33 protein-coding genes are annotated in these 18,563 nt (G+C 55.2%); 2 read left to right on the top strand and 31 right to left on the bottom strand.

Translation table 11 applies throughout. From position 1 onward, the window contains the following. Window positions 1-17 precede the first annotated feature (17 nt). Window positions 18-782: an acyl-homoserine-lactone synthase gene (locus AB1E42_RS03005; RefSeq protein ID WP_368345520.1), complete on the bottom strand. Its 765-nt coding sequence runs from the start codon at window positions 780-782 to the stop codon at window positions 18-20. A 318-nt stretch (window positions 783-1,100) separates the two neighbouring features. Here AB1E42_RS03005 and AB1E42_RS03000 point away from each other — a divergent pair, with 318 nt between their 5' ends. Beyond that, complete coding sequence (locus tag AB1E42_RS03000; protein ID WP_368345519.1) at window positions 1,101-1,289, top strand: hypothetical protein; 189 nt, start codon at window positions 1,101-1,103, stop codon at window positions 1,287-1,289. A 31-nt stretch (window positions 1,290-1,320) separates the two neighbouring features. On the opposite strand, the gene rplQ is transcribed toward AB1E42_RS03000, so the two are convergent. The 19 genes from rplQ to rpmC all read right to left on the bottom strand — a co-directional run bounded on the left by rplQ (window position 1,321) and on the right by rpmC (window position 11,669). Next, a complete protein-coding gene (rplQ, locus tag AB1E42_RS02995; protein WP_368345518.1) occupies window positions 1,321-1,743 on the bottom strand; it encodes a 50S ribosomal protein L17 in 423 nt (140 codons plus the stop codon). A 110-nt stretch (window positions 1,744-1,853) separates the two neighbouring features. After that, complete coding sequence (locus AB1E42_RS02990; protein ID WP_368345517.1) at window positions 1,854-2,870, bottom strand: DNA-directed RNA polymerase subunit alpha; 1,017 nt, start codon at window positions 2,868-2,870, stop codon at window positions 1,854-1,856. A 110-nt stretch (window positions 2,871-2,980) separates the two neighbouring features. Further along, a complete protein-coding gene (gene rpsK, locus AB1E42_RS02985; RefSeq protein ID WP_368345516.1) occupies window positions 2,981-3,373 on the bottom strand; it encodes a 30S ribosomal protein S11 in 393 nt (130 codons plus the stop codon). Window positions 3,374-3,388: 15 nt separating this feature from the next. Then, window positions 3,389-3,757 carry a 30S ribosomal protein S13 gene (rpsM, locus tag AB1E42_RS02980; RefSeq protein WP_368345515.1) on the bottom strand — a complete coding sequence of 123 codons (369 nt, stop codon included), beginning with the start codon at window positions 3,755-3,757 and terminating at the stop codon, window positions 3,389-3,391. A gap of 199 nt (window positions 3,758-3,956) precedes the next feature. After that, window positions 3,957-4,607, bottom strand: a complete 651-nt coding sequence (locus tag AB1E42_RS02975) for an adenylate kinase (RefSeq protein ID WP_368345514.1) — start codon at window positions 4,605-4,607, stop codon at window positions 3,957-3,959. Further along, complete coding sequence (secY, locus tag AB1E42_RS02970; RefSeq protein WP_368345513.1) at window positions 4,604-5,968, bottom strand: preprotein translocase subunit SecY; 1,365 nt, start codon at window positions 5,966-5,968, stop codon at window positions 4,604-4,606. Before secY ends, AB1E42_RS02975 begins: the two co-directional genes overlap by 4 nt. 103 nt (window positions 5,969-6,071) lie before the next feature. After that, on the bottom strand, window positions 6,072-6,542 hold the full coding sequence (gene rplO / locus AB1E42_RS02965) for a 50S ribosomal protein L15 (RefSeq protein ID WP_368345512.1): 471 nt from the start codon (window positions 6,540-6,542) through the stop codon (window positions 6,072-6,074). Window positions 6,543-6,706: 164 nt separating this feature from the next. Further along, window positions 6,707-7,363, bottom strand: a complete 657-nt coding sequence (locus tag AB1E42_RS02960) for a Crp/Fnr family transcriptional regulator (protein ID WP_368345511.1) — start codon at window positions 7,361-7,363, stop codon at window positions 6,707-6,709. A 121-nt stretch (window positions 7,364-7,484) separates the two neighbouring features. Beyond that, window positions 7,485-7,673 carry a 50S ribosomal protein L30 gene (rpmD, locus tag AB1E42_RS02955; protein WP_368345510.1) on the bottom strand — a complete coding sequence of 63 codons (189 nt, stop codon included), beginning with the start codon at window positions 7,671-7,673 and terminating at the stop codon, window positions 7,485-7,487. Window positions 7,674-7,678: 5 nt separating this feature from the next. Further along, window positions 7,679-8,254, bottom strand: coding sequence for a 30S ribosomal protein S5 (rpsE, locus tag AB1E42_RS02950; RefSeq protein ID WP_368345509.1), 576 nt, complete (start codon window positions 8,252-8,254; stop codon window positions 7,679-7,681). A 12-nt stretch (window positions 8,255-8,266) separates the two neighbouring features. Further along, window positions 8,267-8,626, bottom strand: a complete 360-nt coding sequence (rplR, locus tag AB1E42_RS02945; RefSeq protein ID WP_368345508.1) for a 50S ribosomal protein L18 — start codon at window positions 8,624-8,626, stop codon at window positions 8,267-8,269. 11 nt (window positions 8,627-8,637) lie between these two features. Beyond that, complete coding sequence (gene rplF, locus AB1E42_RS02940) at window positions 8,638-9,171, bottom strand: 50S ribosomal protein L6 (protein WP_368345507.1); 534 nt, start codon at window positions 9,169-9,171, stop codon at window positions 8,638-8,640. 11 nt (window positions 9,172-9,182) lie between these two features. Then, window positions 9,183-9,575: a 30S ribosomal protein S8 gene (gene rpsH / locus AB1E42_RS02935; protein ID WP_368345506.1), complete on the bottom strand. Its 393-nt coding sequence runs from the start codon at window positions 9,573-9,575 to the stop codon at window positions 9,183-9,185. Window positions 9,576-9,587: 12 nt separating this feature from the next. Next, a complete protein-coding gene (rpsN, locus tag AB1E42_RS02930; RefSeq protein ID WP_368345505.1) occupies window positions 9,588-9,893 on the bottom strand; it encodes a 30S ribosomal protein S14 in 306 nt (101 codons plus the stop codon). A 20-nt stretch (window positions 9,894-9,913) separates the two neighbouring features. Beyond that, entirely contained in the window at window positions 9,914-10,477 is a 564-nt protein-coding gene (rplE, locus tag AB1E42_RS02925) for a 50S ribosomal protein L5 (protein ID WP_368345504.1), read from the bottom strand. Continuing rightward, window positions 10,477-10,782 carry a 50S ribosomal protein L24 gene (gene rplX, locus AB1E42_RS02920; protein ID WP_368345503.1) on the bottom strand — a complete coding sequence of 102 codons (306 nt, stop codon included), beginning with the start codon at window positions 10,780-10,782 and terminating at the stop codon, window positions 10,477-10,479. Before rplX ends, rplE begins: the two co-directional genes overlap by 1 nt. Continuing rightward, window positions 10,782-11,150 (bottom strand): 50S ribosomal protein L14, encoded by a 369-nt coding sequence (gene rplN, locus AB1E42_RS02915; RefSeq protein WP_368345502.1) that lies wholly within the window; start codon window positions 11,148-11,150, stop codon window positions 10,782-10,784. Before rplN ends, rplX begins: the two co-directional genes overlap by 1 nt. Window positions 11,151-11,227: 77 nt before the next feature. After that, the gene (gene rpsQ / locus AB1E42_RS02910) at window positions 11,228-11,458 is read right to left on the bottom strand and encodes a 30S ribosomal protein S17 (protein ID WP_368345501.1); all 231 of its coding nucleotides are present in this window, start codon (window positions 11,456-11,458) and stop codon (window positions 11,228-11,230) included. A 4-nt stretch (window positions 11,459-11,462) separates the two neighbouring features. Beyond that, window positions 11,463-11,669, bottom strand: a complete 207-nt coding sequence (gene rpmC / locus AB1E42_RS02905) for a 50S ribosomal protein L29 (protein ID WP_368345500.1) — start codon at window positions 11,667-11,669, stop codon at window positions 11,463-11,465. Window positions 11,670-11,869: 200 nt separating this feature from the next. Between rpmC and AB1E42_RS02900 the strand changes: the two genes are divergently transcribed. Beyond that, window positions 11,870-12,490, top strand: coding sequence for a TIGR02466 family protein (locus AB1E42_RS02900; protein ID WP_368345499.1), 621 nt, complete (start codon window positions 11,870-11,872; stop codon window positions 12,488-12,490). 4 nt (window positions 12,491-12,494) lie between these two features. On the opposite strand, the gene AB1E42_RS02895 is transcribed toward AB1E42_RS02900, so the two are convergent. The 11 genes from AB1E42_RS02895 to rpsJ form a co-directional block, all read right to left on the bottom strand. Beyond that, window positions 12,495-13,019 carry a YdeI family protein gene (locus AB1E42_RS02895; protein WP_368345498.1) on the bottom strand — a complete coding sequence of 175 codons (525 nt, stop codon included), beginning with the start codon at window positions 13,017-13,019 and terminating at the stop codon, window positions 12,495-12,497. Between the two features lie 191 nt (window positions 13,020-13,210). Further along, on the bottom strand, window positions 13,211-13,624 hold the full coding sequence (rplP, locus tag AB1E42_RS02890; protein ID WP_368345497.1) for a 50S ribosomal protein L16: 414 nt from the start codon (window positions 13,622-13,624) through the stop codon (window positions 13,211-13,213). Window positions 13,625-13,636: 12 nt separating this feature from the next. Beyond that, window positions 13,637-14,344 carry a 30S ribosomal protein S3 gene (rpsC, locus tag AB1E42_RS02885; RefSeq protein WP_368345496.1) on the bottom strand — a complete coding sequence of 236 codons (708 nt, stop codon included), beginning with the start codon at window positions 14,342-14,344 and terminating at the stop codon, window positions 13,637-13,639. After that, window positions 14,344-14,724: a 50S ribosomal protein L22 gene (gene rplV / locus AB1E42_RS02880; RefSeq protein ID WP_368345495.1), complete on the bottom strand. Its 381-nt coding sequence runs from the start codon at window positions 14,722-14,724 to the stop codon at window positions 14,344-14,346. Before rplV ends, rpsC begins: the two co-directional genes overlap by 1 nt. Before the next feature lie 3 nt (window positions 14,725-14,727). Then, window positions 14,728-15,006 carry a 30S ribosomal protein S19 gene (rpsS, locus tag AB1E42_RS02875; protein ID WP_368345494.1) on the bottom strand — a complete coding sequence of 93 codons (279 nt, stop codon included), beginning with the start codon at window positions 15,004-15,006 and terminating at the stop codon, window positions 14,728-14,730. Window positions 15,007-15,009: 3 nt separating this feature from the next. Then, window positions 15,010-15,849 (bottom strand): 50S ribosomal protein L2, encoded by an 840-nt coding sequence (gene rplB, locus AB1E42_RS02870; RefSeq protein WP_368345493.1) that lies wholly within the window; start codon window positions 15,847-15,849, stop codon window positions 15,010-15,012. Window positions 15,850-16,062: 213 nt separating this feature from the next. Further along, window positions 16,063-16,413: a DUF2200 domain-containing protein gene (locus tag AB1E42_RS02865; protein WP_368345492.1), complete on the bottom strand. Its 351-nt coding sequence runs from the start codon at window positions 16,411-16,413 to the stop codon at window positions 16,063-16,065. A 105-nt stretch (window positions 16,414-16,518) separates the two neighbouring features. After that, a complete protein-coding gene (locus AB1E42_RS02860; RefSeq protein WP_368345491.1) occupies window positions 16,519-16,815 on the bottom strand; it encodes a 50S ribosomal protein L23 in 297 nt (98 codons plus the stop codon). Continuing rightward, window positions 16,812-17,432, bottom strand: coding sequence for a 50S ribosomal protein L4 (gene rplD / locus AB1E42_RS02855; RefSeq protein WP_368345490.1), 621 nt, complete (start codon window positions 17,430-17,432; stop codon window positions 16,812-16,814). Before rplD ends, AB1E42_RS02860 begins: the two co-directional genes overlap by 4 nt. Continuing rightward, window positions 17,422-18,168, bottom strand: coding sequence for a 50S ribosomal protein L3 (rplC, locus tag AB1E42_RS02850; RefSeq protein ID WP_368345489.1), 747 nt, complete (start codon window positions 18,166-18,168; stop codon window positions 17,422-17,424). The genes rplD and rplC overlap by 11 nt, the downstream gene beginning before the upstream one ends. Window positions 18,169-18,183: 15 nt before the next feature. After that, on the bottom strand, window positions 18,184-18,498 hold the full coding sequence (rpsJ, locus tag AB1E42_RS02845) for a 30S ribosomal protein S10 (RefSeq protein WP_129678830.1): 315 nt from the start codon (window positions 18,496-18,498) through the stop codon (window positions 18,184-18,186). Window positions 18,499-18,563: the final 65 nt, after the last annotated feature.

The raw sequence follows: 18,563 nt of genomic DNA, 5'->3' as shown, positions 1-18,563 counted from the left end.
CCCCAACAATAAAAGCACTAGTGAAGATGATTAGTGCAATTTATCCAAACCGCCTGATAGCTGACGCCCCCCATTTCCATAACGGGTCCAGCAGGCTCGACGTCGAGCTTGGCTCGCGCCGACCATCGCGTCCAGTTCGCAGGCAGCAAGGCGATCATCTGCCCAATTCCTTCTTCGCGCGCGGCTTGCATCATCAAGGCGATTAACATCAGGCGTACTCTAAGGCGCTTCGTGTCCGGGATATTCTGGGAGATAAACCCACGCGTGACTTCCCAGATACCCGCTTCAATGGGGGCCTCGGTATTAAGTAGGTTGGTCGGAATGGACTCCAACAGACCGCGCTGTGCATCTCGCACCATATACGAATAAATCCCACATTGCGCTGTGGTAGGGGTGAGGCGCGCCCCGGCGAGAACTTCTCCCGTGTCACTGTGCACGGCAAGCCAGCGCGAAGCTGGCGTGTCGTACTGATCAAACTCCATTCCTTCCGTCTGCGGAAGATCCCAGCGGCGTTTGACGATGAACGAATCTCGCCGCGCGCGGAGTATATTGGCAAAAAGTTCGCCGTGTTGATGGAAGTTGCTGAATGAAAGTGTCGTCGTCTGCATTTTGTACTCCTCGTGTACAGGTTGGAAAACCCTGTGGAGCACGTGCAGATCGATGAAAGGGGTGCCGCCGCGCGACAGAAAGCCGAATTTCATTTCGGCAACTTGGGCGCTGCGCTTGGGGGGATACAGCACCGGAACAGAAATTGCGACGTAACCTTCACCTGTGTCCCTCACGCAAATACCCACAGGGCCACTTTGATTGGCCCGAATTTCGGGACACCCGCGCGACAAGATACGAAACATGCCTGCGGGCAATTGACTAATCGGTGAAAATCTTCCGGTCTCGCCATCGTGCACCCCCCGGAGACAGCCGGCGCCGGATTTTTTGGTCCTCCTCTTTTCTCGCTGCCAGCGCGGGGAACACTGACATGCCCTCAAACAGAGGTTCTCCATTTGGGGTGGCTAACTAAAGTATATGTATTTTTAGACAAGTTGAGGAAGAGAAGGTCAACTTTAAATTGTATTTTACAGGCGCTTCATCTGGAAAATCTCATGCGCGACAGCGACATACTCAGCACACTCGCTTTACTGACCAAACAGCAGAGACATTCGGTCACTGATTTTATGATTGGTGCAGCGCCGAAAAACGCTTTGCGCGCAGGCCAAAGCTGGAACCCGCTAAATGGCTTGAAAGATTATCGATATTTGGCTTTCGAAAACGAAAAAAGCCCCGCCACCTAAGGCAGGGCTTTCGAAATTCAGGCTGTCTGGCTTATTCGTCTACAGACACTTCTTCTGCTTCGAGGCGCGCCTTATCGGCAGCGCCTTTTGCAGCGGGATCACGATCAACGAGTTCAATGATCGCCATCGGAGCCATATCACCGTAACGGAAACCGGCTTTCAGAACGCGCGTATAGCCACCCTGACGCTCGGCGTAACGAGGTCCGAGGATTTCAAACAACTTCGCAACATGCTGGTCTTGCTTCAATTGAGCAGCCGCTTGCCGACGCGCATGAAGATCACCGCGCTTTCCAAGCGTGATGAGCTTGTCCATAACCCGCTTCAGTTCTTTTGCTTTCGGAAGCGTGGTCTTGATTTGCTCGTGCTCAATGAGCGAGCCGGCCATGTTGGCAAAGAGCGCCTTGCGGTGCTCATGGGTACGATTTAGGCGGCGATATCCGCGGGCGTGACGCATTTTATTTCTCCATTAGCGTTTTGCTTTGTCCGGCGCCTGATGCGTGTCAGACGCTCACCTTGGGGCACATGCCCGAAAATGCAGGGCACGCGTGCCCCGCAAAATGCTATTTAGAACTGATCTTCGAATTTCTTGGCCAGTTCTTCAATATTGTCTGGCGGCCAGTCTTCTACATCCATGCCGAGGTGAAGCCCCATACCAGACAGAACTTCCTTGATCTCGTTGAGCGACTTACGACCAAAGTTCGGTGTCCGGAGCATTTCCGCTTCAGTTTTCTGGATCAAATCACCGATATAAACGATGTTATCGTTCTTCAAGCAATTGGCCGAACGAACGGAAAGCTCAAGCTCGTCAACCTTCTTCAACAGAAGCGGGTTAAACTCAAGGCCATCATCGTCAGACTGCTGTCCTGCGGATTCCGGTTCATCGAAGTTAACGAAGATCTGCAGTTGGTCCTGTAGAATCCGTGCAGCAAATGCCACGGCGTCTTCTGGTGTGACGGAGCCATCTGTTTCGATCTTCATGGTAAGCTTGTCATAATCAAGAACCTGCCCTTCACGGGTCGGCTGAACATCGTAGGAGACCCGCTTGACCGGCGAATAGATCGCATCAATTGAGATCAGTCCGATCGGTGCATCTTCTGGCTTGTTCTTGTCAGAAGCCACATAGCCCTTGCCAGAATTGACGGTCAGCTCCATGTACAGGTCGGCACCGTCGTCCAAATGGCAAATGACGTGTTCCTTGTTCAGGATCTCGATGCCTGCGCTCTCAGAGATATCACCAGCCGTCACAACGCCTGGGCCTTTCGCCTGCACGGTCAAGCGCTTGGGGCCTTCGACATCCATGCGGATCGCGATGCCTTTGAGATTCAGAACGATATCTGTGACATCTTCACGAACGCCGGAAACCGACGAAAACTCATGCAGAACGTTGTCGATTTGCACCGCAGTGATTGCTGCGCCCTGCAAGGAGGACATCAGCACGCGACGTAGCGCGTTACCAAGTGTCAAACCAAAACCCCGCTCGAGCGGTTCAGCGATGACAGTTGCCTGACGTGCCGGATCATTTCCCGGCTTCACTTCAAGCTGGGTCGGCTTGATCAATTCAGCCCAATTTTTGTGGATCATGCGTCCCTCCATACCTGTCTGCCTTCCATGTCCTAAAAGGCAGACGCCCGAGGTTTAAAAATGACGAACTGGGGCCGTGCCAATACACAGCCCCAGCGATGCAAATAGACTTATACGCGGCGACGCTTCGGCGGACGGCAGCCGTTGTGCGCGATCGGCGTCACATCACGGATCGAAGTGATGTTGAAGCCAACAGCAGCCAGTGCCCGAAGCGCGGATTCACGGCCGGAACCGGGGCCCTGCACTTCTACTTCGAGTGTGCGAACTCCGTGCTCTTGTGCCTTACGACCCGCATCTTCAGCGGCCAGCTGAGCAGCATAAGGCGTCGACTTGCGCGACCCTTTGAAGCCCATGGTGCCAGCAGACGACCATGAAATTGCGTTGCCCTGAACGTCAGAGATCAGGATCTTGGTGTTGTTGAAAGTCGAGTTCACATGCGCCACACCAGCGGCGATGTTCTTGGAGACCTTTTTCTTGCCTCCACGACGGGTATCACGTGCCATTGTTCTGATCTCCCCTTACTTCTTCTTACCGGCGATAGCCTTCGCAGGACCCTTACGGGTGCGTGCGTTGGTGTGAGTCCGCTGACCACGGACAGGGAGATTGCGGCGGTGACGCAGACCGCGGTAGCAGCCCAGATCCATCAGGCGCTTCACGTTCATCTGCACTTCACGGCGAAGATCACCTTCGACAGTGTAGTTCGCATCAATGTGTTCACGGATTGCCAAGACTTCAGCGTCGGACAGTTCATTCACACGACGTGTTTCGTCGATTTTTACAGCTTCGCAAATAGCTTTGGCCGAAGATGGGCCAATACCGGTGATGTAGGTAAGGGCGATAGGGACCCGCTTTGCGGTCGGGATGTTCACGCCGGCGATTCGTGCCACGTTATTTTTCCTTTCGTTGCGATTCCGTCGTACCGGAACCTTTTTTCACAACGGAGGCCCGAAGGATCTCCCACGGGCCGCTGTCATTCGAGGTGTTCACTGCTTCTCGGGAGCGACCCGATTACCAGTTAATGATTCCCGTAGGGGATGGCGCTGCTTATTGGCTGTTCGCCTTCGGGTCAACCCCGAAGCAGAACATTCACCCGTCGAGCGCTTGATCCATCGACGTTGCGACTTCTTCCATCGCGGCAAGTCCATTAATCGATACCAGTGTACCCTTCGCGTGGTAGTAGCCGATCAACGGAGAGGTCTGCTTATAGTAAGCTAGCAAACGTGTCTTCAGGCTTTCTTCATTATCATCTGCACGGCGTTTGAACTCGGCGGCCTCACCGCAAGACGTACAAACCCCATCTGCAGGAATGGGCTTGGTGTTGTCGTTATAGACTTCACCACAGTTGCCACATGTCGAGCGTGCCGTGATACGCGCGACGAGCGCTTCATCATCCACCTGCATTTCTACAACGCGGTCAAGGCTCTCGCCTAATTCCTCAAGCAATGCTCCGAGTGCGTCGGCCTGTGCCAGCGTCCTCGGGAATCCGTCAAAAATGTAACCGCCATCTGTAGTGCCAGCGGCAAGCCTTTCGCGGATCAATCCAATGACGATCTCGTCAGTAACAAGATCCCCACGATCCATAACGGCTGCGACCACTTTACCCATTTCGGTACCGCTGGTCCGAGCTTCGCGGAGCATGTCGCCAGTGGAGAGCTGCACCATGTTGCGGTGCTTCACCAATCGCTGAGCCTGAGTGCCTTTGCCTGCACCAGGGGGGCCGAGGAGGATAATGTTCATCTGCGTGCGGGTCCCTTTGTCCGTTTCCTACCGCCGCGCTTTCCGCGCAGCTGTGATTTTTCGATCAGCCCTTCGTACTGGTGGGCAAGCAAATGCGACTGGATTTGCTGGATGGTATCCATTCCAACCGACACAATGATCAAAACGGAAGTACCGCCAAAGTAGAATGGAATCGAGAGCTGGGACCGAAGAATTTCCGGCATGAGACAAACTAGCGCAAGGTAGCCTGAGCCAAGGACCAAGACCCGCGTCACAACGTAATCCAGATATTCAGCAGTTCTCTTTCCCGGGCGAATGCCCGGAACGAAGCCGTTTTGGTTCTTCAGGTTTTCCGCAACATCTTCGGTTTTGAACGCCACTTCACGGGTGTAGAAATAGGTGAAAAAGACGATCATGCCGGTGAAGAACAGCAGGTATGCGGGCTGCCCTGGTCCGAAATATGCGAGGATGGTGGACATCACAGGCCCCGATTGTCCGCCTGAAAAGGTCGACAAAGTCGTGGGCAGGAGCAGAAGTGCTGAGGCAAAAATTGCAGGGATAACGCCCGCAGGGTTCACTTTGATCGGCAAGTGGCTCGATCCACCATCATAAACCTTCATGCCCACCTGACGGCGCGGATATTGGATATGAACCTTTCTGAGGCTCCGCTCCATAAACACTACAAAAGCCAGAACAACAGCGAGCATAACAATGACGCCAACAATCACCGCAGGGCTGATTGCGCCCGAGCGGCCTTGGCTCAGGAACTGAGCAGCAGCGGCCGGAAGCTCGGCAACAATGCCCACGAAAATAATCAGTGAAATGCCGTTGCCGATGCCCCGCGAGGTGATCTGCTCCCCCAGCCACATCAAGAACATCGTTCCACCGACAAGAGTAATAACAGTCGCCGCACGGAAATAGAGACCCGGTTCAGCGGCCAGATCGCCAGCCTCCAGGCTCACAGCCAGTGCATATGCTTGGAAAGTTGCTAGAACGACAGTGCCATAACGGGTGTATTGGTTAAGCTTTTTGCGTCCCTGTTCGCCCTCTTTCTTCAACTGCTTCCAAGGCTCGTACATGGAGCCCATCAGCTGTACGATAATTGACGCCGAGATATATGGCATAATGCCAAGCGCAAAGATCCCCATCCGGCTGAGCGCACCGCCGGTGAACATCGACAATATACCGCCAATGCCAGCCGCCGCGCTGTCCATGAACTCGCGCAGCGCGGTTCCATCAATACCCGGCACCGGAATAAAAGTCCCTAACCGGTAGACGATCAGCAGTCCCAAAGTGAACAGGATACGTTGCCGTAGCTCGGTTGCCTTACCAAAGGCCGACCAGCTCATGTTCGCGGCCATTTGTTCTGCTGCAGATGCCATCAGGTTCTCTTTCTAGAAAAAGAGCCGCCGGCCGGTTTCCCGGACGGCGGCTTTGGGAAATCTCTTATGTGATGTAAGCGCCTAAAAGAGCGCTCACAACCCCTTACTCCGCCGCGACTGCGGTTGTGACGGTAACAGAGCCACCTGCTTTTTCGACCACTTCGATCGCACCCTTAGATGCACCGGTTACCGTGATGTTTGCTTTTGCGGTCAGCTCGCCCTTTGCCAGAACGCGGATGCCATCGAGCTTACGGCGCACCAAGCCGCTCTCAACGAGCGAGTCTTCGGTGATGTTCGCAGCGTCAAGCTTCTTGGCGTCGATGAATTTCTGAATCAGTCCAAGGTTCACAATCGCGAACTTCAGGCGGTTCGGCTTGTTGAAGCCACGCTTCGGAAGGCGCTGATAGAGCGGCATCTGGCCACCTTCGTAGCCCTTGATAGCCACACCCGAACGGGATTTCTGACCTTTGATACCACGGCCACCCATCTTACCCTTGCCAGAGCCGGGACCACGGCCAATACGCATGCGCTTCTTGGTTGCGCCTTCGTTATCACGAAGTTCATTAAGTTTCATGTCGCTTCTCCTCTACCGGAACTGCCTCCTGAGCGACCTAAGAGGCAAACACGGTCTATTAATGTTGAGTTAAGGCCGCGAGTCGTCTCACGCCACCGGGGGCGTATAACTTCTCGAAATCGACAGTTCAAGCGCGAAGAAACATCCCCAAGAAGTTGAAACCATCACTGCAGTTCACGGGTCGGGTCTGAATTGGCAACCTTATCGGCGAGGTCTCGGTTCAGGGTGGCAAACATAGCAACATCGAGGCCCTTCACCCGCTTCGTCAATTTTGTAAGGTCCGCGCTGTTCCAAGTGATGACCCGCGACCCTTTCGCGGCCACCACGGTCGCTGAGGCAGGTCGTGACAATAGAAAGGCGACCTCCCCGACGAAGCGAGGGCCTTCCAACGTGAATGTCGCCCCTTGCTTCGTTACGTCCACGCTACCACTCACCATATAGAATATTTCATTGAGCGGCGTCTGTTCGACCGTTAAGACCTTACGATCCCCCAGTTCTAAAATATGCGCCAACTTCATGATCCGCCTGAACTGGCCAGGTGAAAGCAAAGGAAACTGCCGGTAGATTTGTGCTTTTTCGACAGTCATTCCGAGTGTCGTTCGTTCAATCAGCACAACCCCGCTCATCCAGAGGTTAACCAACGCAAGTGCTGTATTGGCAAATATCGCATCCCACAGGGGACGCTCCGCTACAAAGAAGTAATAGGTCATATACAGGCTGTTCGCGCACAGCATCATCAACCGTAACCGAAGCTCGTCTCTTGCCAGAAAGCCAAGCACCCCAAAAGCAAAAGCGAGGTAGACAAGCAGCCCAACCGACATTCACAACTCCTTCGACTGCATGGATACAGATGCTATTCCGAGCGACAGGATATGGCCCCAAAAGAAAAGCGCCCCGGAACATTGTCCCGAGGCGCTCTCGATTTACAATGAAATTCGCGAACTAGCCGCGCTCTTCGACGATCTCGACGAGATGTGGAATGCTTTCGACCATACCACGAACGGAAGGAGTATCTTCCAGTTCACGAGTCTTGTGCATCTTGTTCAGGCCAAGGCCAACGAGCGTTGCGCGCTGCTTGGCTGGGCGACGAATCGGCGAGCCGATTTGTTTGACTACGATGGTTTTTGCCATGTGTCTCAGGCCTCCTCAGCTACTTGGCTGGACTCGGCAGGCGCCTCGTCACGCTTGGGAAGAATGTCCGCAACCTTCTTTCCGCGGCGCTGTGCGACATTACGCGGCGACTGACCGTTGGACAGGCCGTTCAACGTTGCGCGGATCATGTTGTAGGGGTTCTGCGAACCATTCGACTTCGCAACAACGTCCTGAATGCCAAGCATTTCGAATACTGCACGCATTGGACCACCCGCGATGATACCGGTACCCTGCGGTGCGGTGCGCATGATCACTTTACCGGCGCCGTGACGGCCTTCGATATCGTGATGCAATGTACGGCCTTCACGCAGAGCAACACGGATCATGTTGCGCTTTGCTTGCTCGGTCGCCTTACGGATCGCCTCAGGAACTTCCTTGGCTTTCCCTTTGCCGAAACCGACCCGGCCCTTCTGATCGCCCACAACCACAAGTGCGGCAAAGCCGAAGCGCTTACCACCCTTCACGGTCTTGGACACGCGGTTGATCGCCACGAGACGATCGGCGAATTCCGGAGCTTCGTCGCGTTCGCGGCGGTCCCGGCGGTTCTCACGTTCTGCCATATTCTCGTCTCCTTAGATCTGCAGGCCAGCTTCACGCGCAGCGTCGGCCAGAGCCTTCACCTTGCCATGAAACAAGAAGCCACCACGATCGAAATAGGCACTCTCGACGCCGGCCTTCTTGGCCCGCTCGGCGATTGCTGCGCCCACTTTCTTCGCGGCTTCGATGTTGTTCTTGCCGACAACGCCCAGATCCTTCTCGAGAGAAGAAGCCGAAGCGAGGGTGACGCCGTTCACATCGTCGATCAGCTGTACGCTGATGTTCTTGTTGGAACGGTGCACCGACAGGCGCGGACGCCCGGCGTTGACGGCCCGAAGTTTGTTCCGAACGCGCAGGCGGCGCTTCAGAAACAGGGTTCTTTTGCTGTTTGCCATTTTCGCGTTCCTTACTTCTTCTTACCTTCTTTGCGGAAGATGTACTCACCCTTGTAGCGGATACCTTTGCCTTTATAGGGCTCGGGCGAACGCCACTCGCGGATGTTGGCTGCCACTTGGCCAACCAACTGCTGGTCAATACCTTCCACAATGATTTCGGTCTGCTTCGGAGCGGTGAGGGTTACGCCCGCCGGAATGTCAAAATCGACATCATGGCTATAGCCCAGAGCGAGCTTGAGAGTGCTGCCCTGAATTTGCGCACGATAACCAACACCGGTGATTTCCAGCTCTTTCTTGAAGCCTTCCGTCACGCCGACGACGCAGTTCTCAACCATCGAGCGGGACATCCCCCACTGCTGCCGCGCACGCTTCGAGCTGCCACGCGGGGTCACTGTTACAACATTGTCGGCAACAGCGATGGTTACATCGTCGGTTGCAGTGAAGCTGCGGGAGCCTTTCGGTCCCTTGACTTCAATGGTCTGGCCGGAGACGGACGCTTGCACACCCGACGGCAGCTCGACCGGTTTTTTACCAATACGAGACATCAGCCACCTCCTTAGAAGACAGAGCAGAGCACTTCGCCACCAACATTGGCGGCACGTGCAGCTGCATCCGACATCACGCCCTTAGGCGTGGAGACAATCGACACACCCAGACCCTGACGGATCTGCGGAATGTCCTTAGCACCCATGTAGACGCGGCGGCCGGGTTTGGAGACCCGTTTCAGTTCGCGAATGACAGGCGTGCCTTCGTAGTACTTGAGGCTGATTTCGAGCGTGGCGTGGCCACGATCGTCTGCACCCTTCTCATAGCCACGGATATAGCCCTCGTCTGCGAGCACATCGAGCACCCAAGCACGAAGCTTGGAAGCCGGAGTCGAAACGGTGGATTTTCCGCGCATCTGAGCGTTGCGGATGCGGGTCAGCATATCACCGATAGGATCGTTCATTTCTAACCCTCCTTACCAGCTGGACTTAACCAAGCCGGGGATTTCGCCGTTCGAGCCAAGCTCGCGCAGCGCGATCCGGCTGACCTTCAGCTTGCGATAATACGCATGCGGACGGCCAGTCAGCTGGCAGCGGTTGTGAAGACGGGTGGGCGAGCTGTTACGCGGCAGTTTTGCCAGTTTAAGGCGTGCCTTGAAGCGCTCTTCCATCGACTTCGATTCATCGTTCGCGATTTCTTTCAAAGCAGCGCGCTTGGCAGCGTACTGCTCAACAAGCTTTTCACGCTTCTTTTCGCGTTCGATCATGGATTTCTTTGCCATTGGTCTTTCTCCTCCCGCGATCAGCTGTTGAACGGCATGTTGAAATGCTTCAACAGCGCCTTCGCTTCCGCGTCAGTTTTCGCGGTGGTGCAGATGACGATGTCCATTCCCCAAACTTCATCGACTTTGTCGAAGTTGATTTCAGGGAACACGATGTGCTCTTTCAGGCCGGTAGCGTAGTTGCCACGGCCGTCGAAAGATTTGCCAGATACGCCGCGGAAGTCGCGGATACGGGGCATTGCCACCGTGATTAGACGATCAAGGAATTCGTACATCCGGTCGCCACGCAAAGTGACCTTTGCACCGAGCGGCATGTCTTCACGAACGCGGAAACCAGCGATGGATTTCTTTGCTTTCGTGGAAACAGCCTTCTGGCCAGCAATCGTGGTCAGATCGTCAACAGCAGATTTGGCTTTCTTGCTGTCACGGACAGCCTCGGCACCACAACCAATGTTGAGAACGATTTTCTCGAGACGCGGGATCTGCATGTCGTTCTTGTAGCTGAACTCTTCTTTCAGAGCCGCCTTGATCGACGATGCATATGCTGCCTTGAGACGCGGGGTGTATGTCGCATTATCAAGCATCAGATCACCTCACCAGTGGTCTTGGCGAAACGCACCTTCTTGCCATCTTCCTCGCGGAAGCCAACACGAGTTGCTTTGCCATTACCGTCAACGATTGCCAGATTCGAAAGGTTGATCGGCATCGCTTTCGGCGTGCGACCACCTTGCGAGGTCTGGCTTTGCTTCACATGGCGGATCGCGATGTTCAGGCCATCGACAACAGCCTTGCCGGCTTTAGGGTCAACCGAGGAAATCTCTCCAGTCTTGCCTTTGTCCTTACCAGTAAGAACGACGACCTTGTCGCCTTTGCGGAGTTTAGCAGCCATCACAGCACCTCCGGAGCAAGCGAAATGATTTTCATGAAGTTCTTGGCGCGGAGTTCACGGACAACCGGTCCGAAAATACGCGTGCCAACAGGCTCCATGTTATTGTTGAGGATAACCGCAGCGTTCCGATCGAAACGGATTGCTGTGCCGTCATCACGACGGACCTCTTTGGCGGTGCGCACGACGACGGCCTTACGGACGTCACCTTTTTTCACGCGGCCACGCGGGATGGCTTCCTTTACCGACACCACAATGATGTCTCCGACGCTTGCATAGCGACGGTGGGAACCACCCAGTACCTTGATGCACTGAACCCGGCGAGCGCCGGAGTTATCAGCAACATCCAGATTGGTCTGCATCTGGATCATTTGGTTTCTCCCGACCTATGGGGGGGCGTGCAGTGTGCCCTTTTCCCCAGGGTTTCGATTAACTGATGGCCAATCGCTTAGTTTGCGATGACTTCCCAGCGTTTGGTCTTCGACTTCGGCGCACATTCCTGAATGCGGACAGTATCGCCGACGTTGAATTGGTTTGCTTCATCGTGCGCCCGGTATTTCTTGGACTTACGAACGGTTTTCTGAAGCAGCGGGTGCTTAAAGCGGCGCTCGACAAGAACAGTCACGGTTTGGGCGTTTTGGTTCGAGGTGACAACACCTTGGAGGATGCGTTTGGGCATGTTCTTAAGCCTCCGCAGCGGCAGCGGCCGCCTTTTCGTTCAGGATTGTGTTCACACGAGCAACGTCACGGCGGACTTTGCGCATCCGTGCGGTATTTTCGATCTGGCCAGTAGCCTGCTGAAAACGCAAGTTGAAGGCCTCTTTCTTGAGATTGACAAGATCTTCGCGGAGCTGATCCGGTGTCTTGTCACGCAGTTCTTTGGCGTCCATCGCCTTTTTCCTTTCAACATCACTGGTGGGCCGCCAAACAGACGTCACCCTGATTCCAGTGGAGTGGGTGTAGAAGTGGGCGTATAGGGGGGTTCCCCTCGCTTGGCAAGGACGATTCCCCGCTTTTTTACCGTCCCCTGCGAGGACCCCCAATTCTTTAGCCCCTCGCGCTTTGGAAAAGCCTGAGCTAGAAACGCTTTATGTCAAACATCCGCTCTCTGTTCGTGACCCGCCTTTACTCTGCCGCCCTCTCCGAGTTCGGTGCCCAGATTGATATAAGTGAGTTGGTGGCGTCATGCTACTCGATCGCCGAAGACGACGAAGCTGGTCAAGAATGGTGCGAGAAGAACGGCTATCCGGGCTACACGTCCTACGCTTCGCTGACCGATCTTCCTTGGCGTTTTCCCATTTTCAAACAAATTGCCGAGGCGCTTGATCAGCACGTCGCCAGCTTCGTCAAAGATCTTGAACTCGATCTAGACGGGCGGGCGCTGGTTCTCGAAGACCTTTGGATCAATATTCTGCCGGAGGGTGGGATGCACGCCTCGCACATTCACCCGCATTCGGTCATATCGGGGACGACATATGTCTCCATGCCGGATGCCGCATCAGCCCTGAAGCTCGAAGATCCACGCTCTGCACGGATGATGGCGGCGCCAACTCGTTTAAAAGAGGCCCGCGAGGAGCTGCGCCAATTCATCTATGTAAAGCCGCAACCGGGTGATGTGCTTTTGTGGGAGAGCTGGCTACGGCACGAAGTCCCCATGAACCTAGCTGAGGACGACCGGATCTCCGTCAGCTTCAATTACCGTTGGGAATAAGGCTCTAGCGCTCGTTCGCGCCTTTGCCGGATAATATTTTCGGTCGGAACTTCTCAATCCGCGCGAACCGTGTCTCGCTTTTCTTGGCACCCGAAATTCCAATCGCATAGCTTCGTTGGCGCCCAGGCGTCAGGCTCGCGAACGCCTCAGCCAACTCCGGATCAGCGTCCAAAACTTCGACCAATTCATCCGGCAGGTCGATGGGACTTGGCGCCTTGATCGGCTTCTCGCCAAGTTCGGCGCACCCGATTAGATGCTGTAAATATTCCCGCAGGATAGGCTCCCTTTCAGCCACATCAGCGGCAGAACCAAACCGGATAAGACTAGGAACCTGCGCGTTTGGACCTGCCTTCTGCAAAACACCATGAACATCAGAAATAAGGCTGGCGTTCATGAAGCTCAACGTGAAATCATTTTGGAATGCGCCGATAAGGGCGATATTCCGGTCATGCGCCATGTAGCAGGGATGACCCCATTTGGCCGTCTCTTCTAACCCTTCACTGCGGCAAATCTCTCGCAGAAGCGCCAATCCTTCCTGCCATTTTTTGACAGAGCAATCCGCGGTCGCGAAACGCTTGCAGCGCCCGCATCCAACTTTGAAAAACTCATCTGGGTCAGTAATCATAGGCCGATTATGCAAAAATGCTTACAACGAGCAAAGAAAAACCCCCGCTCCAACAAGAGCGGGGGTTTCCCAATTTTCACTCGACATGCGTCGACTTACCAATCTTCGCGAACGACGGTCCGTGTCTTGATGGGCAGCTTCATCGCAGCAAGACGGAGCGCTTCACGAGCAATCGTCTCATTGACGCCATCGATTTCGAACATCACGCGACCGGGCTTGACCTTGCATGCCCAGAAATCGACCGAACCCTTACCTTTACCCATACGGACTTCGGTAGGCTTCGATGTCACCGGGGTGTCCGGGAAGATACGGATCCAGACCCGACCTTGACGCTTCATGTGGCGGGTCAAAGCACGACGAGCAGCTTCGATCTGGCGTGCAGTCACGCGCTCGGGCTCAACAGCTTTGAGGCCATATGTGCCGAAGTTCAGATCCGAACCACCCTTCGCCTGGCCTTTGATCCGGCCTTTGTGAAGCTTGCGGAATTTTGTGCGCTTTGGTTGCAGCATTATCCGATCTCCTTACCGGCGGCCGCCAGCGCCACGAGGCGCGGGCCCGTCCTGCAGTTCCTGCGCCTTGCGGTCGCGGGCTTGCGGGTCGTGTTCCATGATCTCTCCTTTGAAGATCCAGACCTTGATCCCAATGATGCCATAGGGGGTCATTGCTTCGGAGAGGGCGTAGTCGATGTCAGCGCGCAGCGTGTGCAGCGGGACGCGGCCTTCACGGTACCATTCAGTACGCGCGATTTCTGCGCCACCCAGACGGCCAGCAACGTTCACACGGATGCCGAGGGCACCCATGCGCATCGCGTTCTGCACCGCACGCTTCATAGCGCGACGGAAGGAAACACGACGCTCAAGCTGCTGAGCGATGGATTCACCAACGAGAGCCGCATCCAGCTCCGGCTTGCGGACTTCAACGATGTTCAGGTGAAGTTCGCTTGCGGTCAGAGCCGACAACTTCTTACGAAGCGTCTCGATGTCAGCGCCTTTCTTGCCGATGATGACGCCGGGGCGTGCAGTGTGGATCGTGACGCGGCACTTCTTGTGCGGACGCTCGATGATCACACGGCTTACGCCGGCTTGTTTGCACTCTTTCTTGACGAAGTCCTTGATCTTCAGGTCTTCGAGAAGAAGATCGCCGTAGTCTTTGGTGTCCGCGTACCAGCGGGAGTCCCAGGTACGGTTCACCTGCAGGCGCATGCCTACCGGATTTACTTTGTTACCCATTAGGCTTGCTCCTCAACTTGACGCACCTTGATGGTCAGCTCCGAGAACGGCTTGATGATGCGGCCAAAGCGGCCACGCGCCCGCGGACGGCCACGCTTCATCGTCAGGTTCTTGCCCACAAATGCTTCAGCAACGACGAGTTCATCGACGTCGAGGTTGTGGTTGTTCTCAGCATTCGCAATCGCCGACTGAAGGCATTTCTTCACGTCAGCAGCGATCCGCTTATTGGAGAAGGTCAGGTCCGAAAGGGCCTTTTCCACCTTCTTGCCACGGATCATTGCGGCGACCAGGTTCAGTTTCTGCGGGCTTGTACGAAGCATGCGAAGTTTCGCCATTGCTTCGTTGTCAGCCACGCGGCGGGGGTTTTGTGCCTTGCCCATGACTTACTTCCGCTTCGCTTTCTTGTCGGCAGCGTGCCCGTAATAGGTACGGGTCGGCGAATATTCACCGAACTTCTGACCGATCATGTCCTCGGTTACCAGCACAGGAATGTGCTTCTGGCCATTATAAACACCAAACGTCAAACCGACAAACTGCGGCAGGATCGTCGAGCGGCGCGACCAGATTTTGATGACTTCATTGCGTCCGGATTCGCGAGTCGCTTCAGCCTTTTTAAGGACATAAGCGTCAACGAACGGACCTTTCCAAACAGAGCGTGCCATGGATTAGCGCCCTTTCCTGGCGTGACGCGAGCGAAGGATAAGCTTCTGCGACGCCTTGTTCTTGTTACGGGTACGACGGCCCTTGGTGTCCTTACCCCACGGAGTAACCGGAGTACGGCCACCGGAGGTCCGGCCTTCACCACCACCATGCGGGTGATCGATCGGGTTCATTGCAACACCACGGACTGCAGGACGTTTGCCGTAATGGCGCATACGACCAGCTTTACCGAAGTTCTGGTTCGAGTTGTCGGGGTTGGACACAGCGCCGACGGTTGCCATGCACTCCTGACGCACCAGACGCAGCTCGCCCGAAGACAAACGGATCTGAGCGTAGCCACCATCGCGGCCAACGAACTGGGCATATGTACCAGCTGCACGCGCGATTTGACCGCCTTTACCAGGCTTCATCTCGATGTTGTGAACGATTGTACCGATCGGCATGCCCGAGAAAGGCATCGCGTTGCCCGGCTTGATGTCAGCCTTGGAGGATGCGATCACCTTATCACCAACAGCGATACGCTGCGGCGCGAGGATGTATGCCTGCTCGCCATCTTCATACTGGATGAGGGCGATGAAAGCGGTACGGTTGGGGTCATATTCAATGCGTACGACAACACCTGAAACATCGAATTTGTTCCGCTTGAAGTCCACGATACGGTAGAGACGCTTCGCGCCACCACCACGACGACGTGCCGTGATCCGTCCGGTGTTGTTCCGGCCGCCATTCTTGGTCAGACCCTCAGTGAGGCTCTTGACTGGGCGACCTTTCCAAAGCTCCGAGCGGTCGATCAGCACCAGCCCACGCTGGCCAGGCGTCGTCGGTTTATACGACTTAAGTGCCATGTTTTCTGTCTTCCGTTGCTTTGCGGGAGGTTAGTCCCGGCAGTTAAAGGGCCCCGAAGGTCCCCGACGTTATAGTTACCGCTCTCATCATCACTTTCGCAAACGACAAAAATGAAGCCCCGGACGAATCCGGGACTCTAGCGGATGCGGTCTCTTAGGGGAGTGCCCAAATGAGGTCAAGCGCCGAAAGCCGGAACCCCTGAAATTAAAGGCTCACGACCGAAATATCTTTTCGAGAGGACGACCCTTCGCGAGTTCATCTACCAGTTTATCGAGATAACGGATCTCGCGCATCGTGTCTTCTTCGATTTCCTCGATTTGCACGCCGCAAATTTTTCCTTTGATCAAGGACCGTGAGGGATTGAGCTTGGGCGCCTTGAGAAAGAAATGCTCCACATCCGTCTCGTCGGCACAAACCTTTGCCAATTCGTCGCTATCATAGCCGGTCAACCACTCGATGACCTTTTCAAGCTCTTCCCTGCTGCGGCCTTTGCGTTCGACCTTGTTAACGTAGGCCGGATAAAGGCTGCCGAATTTCATGCTATAGATACGGTGCTTTGCCATTCCGGTCTCCATCGCGTTCACGCTAGACCAGTGATGAAGCAAATCCAAAAGAAAACACCAGCCCCCTTTCGGGCGCTGGCGCTGATTTCAAATCCAGTGGCCGGATTATAGGCCGGTGGATACGTCGATCGTATTGCCCTCAACGAGGGTAACATAGGCTTTTTTGACGTCTTTGCGGGTGCCGAGTTGGCCACGGAAACGCTTCGACTTGCCTTTGGTGATCGTGGTGTTGACCGACTTGACCTTCACACCAAAGAGAGCTTCGACAGCTTCTTTGATCTGCGGCTTGTTCGCATCGATCGCGACCTCAAAAACAACGGCATTCGCCTCAGAAGCCATAGTGGCCTTCTCGGTGATTACCGGCTTGCGGATCACATCATAGTGTTCTGCTTTCGCGCTCATTTCAGACGAGCCTCCAGAGCTTCGACACCAGCTTTCGTGATCACGAGCGTATCACTGCGCAGGATGTCATAAACGTTCGCACCCATTGTGGGCAGAACGTCCAGGTTAGCAATGTTCCGAGCAGCACGCGCAAAATCTTCATTGACGGAAGCTCCGTCAATGACCAGTGCACGCTTCCAGCCAAGATCCTTGACCTGCTTTGCAAGGGCGCCTGTCTTGGCGTCTTTGACTTCAGCAGTGTCGATCACAACAAGCTCACCAGCCTTCAGCTTTGCCGAAAGTGCATGCTTGAGGCCAAGCTTGCGGAACTTCTTGGTTAGCTCGTGTGCGTGGCTACGCGGCGTCGGGCCTTTGTAGATGCCACCATGACGGAAAATCGGCGCCTTGCGGGAGCCGTGACGTGCGCCGCCCGTGCCCTTCTGGCGATAGATTTTCTTGGTGGAATAGCTCACCTCGGAACGCGTCAGGACAGAGTGTGTACCCTGCTGAGCGCGAGCACGTTGCCAGCGAACAACGCGGTGAAGAATGTCGGCACGGGGCTCGAGGCCGAAGATCTCTTCATTGAGATCAACAGAGCCGGCAGCCTTGCCATCGAGCTTGATCGCATCAGCCTTCATTGTTCTCGCCTCCTTCAGCGGCATCGGCAGGCGCTTCGGCCGCCGTTGCTTCCGTCAGGGCCGAACGCAGTGCAGCGGGGTAAACCACGCCTTCGCCTGCTGGCTTCTTGACGGCATCCTTAATGGTAACCCAGCCGCCTTTGGCGCCCGGAACTGCACCTTTGACCATGATGAGGCCACGGTCGGTGTCGGTTTTGACAACCTGCAGGTTCTGGGTGGTTACGCGGGCAGCACCCATGTGACCGGCCATCTTCTTACCTTTGAAGATACGACCTGGATCCTGACACTGACCAACGGAACCATGCGAACGGTGCGAGATCGACACACCGTGCGTGGCCCGCAAGCCGCCGAAGTTGTGACGCTTCATGGCACCGGCAAAGCCTTTACCAATCGACGTACCAGAGACGTCAACGAACTGACCATCATAGTAATGGTTGGCGACGATTTCTTCACCAACCTCAATGAGGTTCTCAGGAGAGACGCGGAATTCCGCGACTTTCCGCTTCGGCTCAACCTTCGCGGCAGCGAAGTGACCGCGCATGGCGTTCGACGTCCGCTTGGCCTTTGCTGCACCAGCACCGAGCTGAACAGCGGTATAGCCGTCCTTATCGTTCGTACGCTGAGCAACGACCTGAAGATTTTCCAACTGAAGAACGGTTACAGGAACCTGCCGACCGTCTTCCATGAAAAGGCGGGTCATCCCGACTTTCCGAGCGATTACACCAGAGCGCAACATATCTCAGTGCCCTCCTTAAACCTTGATCTCGACGTCGACGCCAGCAGCGAGGTCGAGCTTCATCAGCGCGTCCACGGTCTGCGGTGTCGGATCAACGATATCCAGCAAGCGCTTGTGCGTGCGGATTTCGAACTGATCACGAGATTTCTTGTCGATGTGAGGTCCACGCAGAACGGTGAACTTCTCGATTTTGTTCGGCAGCGGGATGGGCCCACGCACGGACGCACCTGTCCGCTTTGCGGTGCTCACGATTTCCGCCGTGCTTGCATCAAGCACACGGTAATCAAACGCTTTGAGCCGAATGCGAATGTTTTGGCTTTGGACTGCCATGTTCATTTGCCTTTCGCGGCTTGGAATTGAGAGGTGGAGGTCGCGGGATTGCTCCCCCACATCGA

The organism is Pelagovum sp. HNIBRBA483 (genome assembly GCF_040931995.1).
Classification (GTDB): domain Bacteria; phylum Pseudomonadota; class Alphaproteobacteria; order Rhodobacterales; family Rhodobacteraceae; genus JAEPMR01.
Note: the sequence above shows the minus strand (reverse complement) of the source record. Positions and strands in the feature narration are given on the sequence as shown.